This is a genomic window from Variovorax sp. 20P10.2.4, assembly GCF_058244205.1.
On record NZ_JBZAYE010000732.1, the window covers coordinates 1 to 3,352 of the forward strand.

Genomic DNA, 3,352 nt, shown 5'->3' on the forward strand with positions numbered 1-3,352 from the left:
CCCCAACCCTCCGCTCACCCACTTGCTCACCGGCGCCGGCGCGCTGCAGATCTACACGCCGCCGGGCAGCCGCGCGCCGGCCTACTCGAGCGCGATGGGCCGCGCCCTGCTCGCGCGCCTGAGCGATGCGGAAGTGACGGCGCTGCTCGGCGGCCGGCTCGACCAGGGCCGCGGCGACGCGCCGCGCACGCGCAAGGACCTGATGGCGCGGCTGGCCGTGATCCGCGAGACCGGCTGGGCCCTCTCGCGCGGCGAGTACGTGACCAACGTGGCGGGCATCTCGTCGGCCGTGTTCGACGCGGCCACGCGTCAGACCTATGCCTTCGGCGTCGCGCTGCCGGCCGAGCTGCTGTCGGAGCCGCTGGTCGAGCGCTACGGCGCCGTGGTGCGCGATGCCGCGGCGAACGTGGGCAAGCGCATCGGCGACCCGTATTGGCTCGCTTTCGGTGCCAACGTCCCCTGAATTTCGAAGGTTTTTCCCGTGCGCGGTGCAGTTTTTCGCTGGGCGCGCACCGCCTTGAATCGCGGGAAGGGTTCGCACCAATCACGTGCGGGCACCGTTTTTGCTTGAATCCGGAAGCATTCACTTTCACGGAACCAAGCCCGCATGAACAAGCGCCATCTGCTCCAGTCCTTCCTCGCCGCCTCGGCCCTGAGCTTCGGCCTGCCCTCGGCCTTCGCCCAGGCCACGACGCCGATCAAGTTCCAGCTCGATTGGCGCTTCGAGGGACCGGCCGCGCTGTTCCTGCATCCGGCCGCCAAGGGCTACTTCAAGGCCGCCGGCCTCGACGTGACCATCGACGCGGGCAACGGCTCGGGCGGCACGGTCACGCGCGTGGCCTCGGGTGCCTACGACATGGGCTTCGCCGACCTCGCGGCGCTGATGGAATTCCACGCCAACAACCCCGACAGCCCGAACAAGCCGGTCGCGGTGATGATGGTCTACAACAACACGCCGGCCTCGGTCATGACGCTCAAGAAGAGCGGCATCACCAAGCCCGCCGACCTCACGGGCAAGAAGCTCGGCGCGCCGGTGTTCGACGCGGGCCGCCGCGCGTTCCCGATCTTCGCCAAGGCCAACAACATCGGCACGGTCAACTGGACCGCGATGGACCCGACCCTGCGCGAGACCATGCTGATGCGCGGCGACATCGACGCCATCACCGGCTTCACCTTCACCTCGCTGCTCAACCTCGAGGCGCGCGGCGCCAAGACGGCCGACGTGGTGATCCTGCCCTTCCCCGACTACGGCGTGAAGCTCTACGGCAACGTCATCATCGCCTCGCCCAAGCTCATCAAGGAGAACCCCGAGGCGGTGAAGAAATTCCTCTCGGCCTTCGCCAAGGGCGCCAAGGAAGTGATCGCCAATCCCGCGCAGGGCATCGAGTCGGTGAAGGCGCGCGACGGCATCGTCGACAGCAAGCTCGAGACGCGTCGCCTGCAGCTCGCGATCGACACCGTGATCAACAGCGCCGACGCGCGCGCCGACGGCTTCGGCGCGGTGAATGCGGGTCGCCTGTCGCTGATGGCCTCGCAGGTGTCGGACGCCTTCAACACCAAGACCCGCGTGAGCCCCGAGGCCGTGTGGTCCGCCGCGCTGCTGCCGCCGGCGGCCGAACTCAGCGGGATCCTGCGCAAGTGATGGCGGACACCGCGAACGAGGCCGCCCCCTTCGTCGACTTCCAGGACGTCTGGCTCGCCTACAACGAGGAGCTGCTGCGCGCCAATCACTTCGCGGTCGAGGCCATCGACCTGAAGGTGAAGCGCGGCGAGTTCATCGCCATCGTCGGCCCCTCGGGCTGCGGCAAGTCGACCTTCATGAAGCTCACGACCGGGCTCAGGATGCCGTCGATGGGCCGCATCCGCATCGACGGCGCGCCGGTGATCGGCCCGCTCAAGATCTCGGGCATGGCCTTCCAGGCGCCCTCGCTGCTGCCCTGGCGCACCACGGTCGACAACGTGCTGCTGCCGCTGGAGATCGTCGAGCCCTACCGCTCGAACTTCAAGGCCAGGCGCAAGGCGTACGAGGACCGCGCGCGCCGCCTGCTGCAGAAGGTGGGCCTGGGCGGCTACGAGGACAAGTTCCCGTGGCAGCTCTCGGGCGGCATGCAGCAGCGCGCGAGCATCTGCCGCGCGCTGATCCACGAGCCCAAGATGCTGCTGCTCGACGAGCCCTTCGGCGCGCTCGATGCCTTCACGCGCGAGGAGCTCTGGTGCATCCTGCGCGACCTCTGGACCGAGCAGCGCTTCAACGTGATCCTGGTCACGCACGACCTGCGCGAGTCGGTGTTCCTGGCCGACACGGTCTACGTGATGAGCAAGAGCCCGGGCCGCTTCGTGGTCAAGCGCGAGATCGAGCTGCCGCGTCCGCGCGAGCTCGAGCTCACCTACACCAAGGAGTTCACCGACATCGTGCTCGAGCTGCGCAGCCACATCGGCGCGATCCGCGGCAATGCCGCCGGTGCGACCGGTGCCGCGGCGGTGGCGCACTGAGGAGCGGCCATGAAGAACAACAAGCAACTCGAACGCTGGTCGCCCTGGCTGCTGCTCGTGGCGGTGATCCTGCTGTGGCAGGTGATCTGCGCGGGCTTCGGCGTCTCGGACTTCATCTTCCCGAGCCCGCTGCGCATCTGGAACCAGTTCTGGGAGTTCAAGGAGATCATCGCGGGCCATGCCTGGCGCACCTTCTGGGTCACGATGGCGGGCTTCGGCCTCGCGATCGTGGTGGGCGTGCTGCTCGGTTTCGTGATCGGCAGCTCGCGCCTGGCCTACGCGGCCATCTATCCGCTGATGACGGCCTTCAACGCGCTGCCCAAGGCAGCCTTCGTGCCGATCCTGGTCGTGTGGTTCGGCATCGGCATCGGGCCCGCGATCCTCACGGCCTTCCTGATCAGCTTCTTCCCGATCATGGTCAACATCGCGACCGGCCTCGCCACGCTCGAGCCCGAACTCGAGGACGTGCTGCGCGTGCTCGGCGCCAAGCGCTGGGACGTGCTCATGAAGATCGGCCTGCCGCGCTCCATGCCCTACTTCTTCGGCTCGCTCAAGGTCGCGATCACGCTGGCCTTCGTGGGCACCACGGTCAGCGAGATGACTGCCGCCAACGAAGGCATCGGCTACCTGCTGATCTCGGCCGGCTCGTCGATGCAGATGGGCCTGGCCTTCGCCGGGCTGATGGTGGTGGGCGCGATGGCGATGCTGATGTACGAGCTCTTCAGCGTGGTCGAGAAGCACACCACGGGCTGGGCGCACCGCGGGTCGCAGAACCAGTGAGGCGCTTCAGGGGCTGAGCGCCGACCACGCGCAGGCCGCGAGGTAGAGCCCCAGGCCGAACACCGCGTGCGTGAAGAGG

The 3,352-nt window shown here is 68.0% G+C and carries 4 protein-coding genes; all 4 read left to right on the forward strand.

Annotation, left to right across the window (positions count from 1 at the left end; all coding sequences use genetic code 11):
• On the forward strand, positions 1–463 hold a 463-nt coding region (locus AC27VN_RS36510), incomplete at its 5' end, for an IclR family transcriptional regulator domain-containing protein (protein ID WP_490879792.1).
• 144 nt (positions 464–607) lie between these two features.
• Positions 608–1,642 carry an ABC transporter substrate-binding protein gene (locus AC27VN_RS36515; RefSeq protein ID WP_490879793.1) on the forward strand — a complete coding sequence of 345 codons (1,035 nt, stop codon included), beginning with the start codon at positions 608–610 and terminating at the stop codon, positions 1,640–1,642.
• Positions 1,642–2,493, forward strand: coding sequence for an ABC transporter ATP-binding protein (locus AC27VN_RS36520; protein ID WP_490879794.1), 852 nt, complete (start codon positions 1,642–1,644; stop codon positions 2,491–2,493). The genes AC27VN_RS36515 and AC27VN_RS36520 overlap by 1 nt, the downstream gene beginning before the upstream one ends.
• A gap of 9 nt (positions 2,494–2,502) precedes the next feature.
• Positions 2,503–3,273, forward strand: coding sequence for an ABC transporter permease (locus AC27VN_RS36525; RefSeq protein ID WP_093340600.1), 771 nt, complete (start codon positions 2,503–2,505; stop codon positions 3,271–3,273).
• Positions 3,274–3,352 lie beyond the last annotated feature (79 nt).

What these genes read in the sequence shown, in the direction of transcription:
- AC27VN_RS36515 (WP_490879793.1), top strand. Translation starts at nt 608, where the DNA reads ATGAACAAGCGCCATCTGCTCCAGTCCTTCCTCGCCGCCTCGGCCCTG.
- AC27VN_RS36525 (WP_093340600.1), top strand. Translation starts at nt 2,503, where the DNA reads ATGAAGAACAACAAGCAACTCGAACGCTGGTCGCCCTGGCTGCTGCTC.
- AC27VN_RS36520 (WP_490879794.1), top strand. Translation starts at nt 1,642, where the DNA reads ATGGCGGACACCGCGAACGAGGCCGCCCCCTTCGTCGACTTCCAGGAC.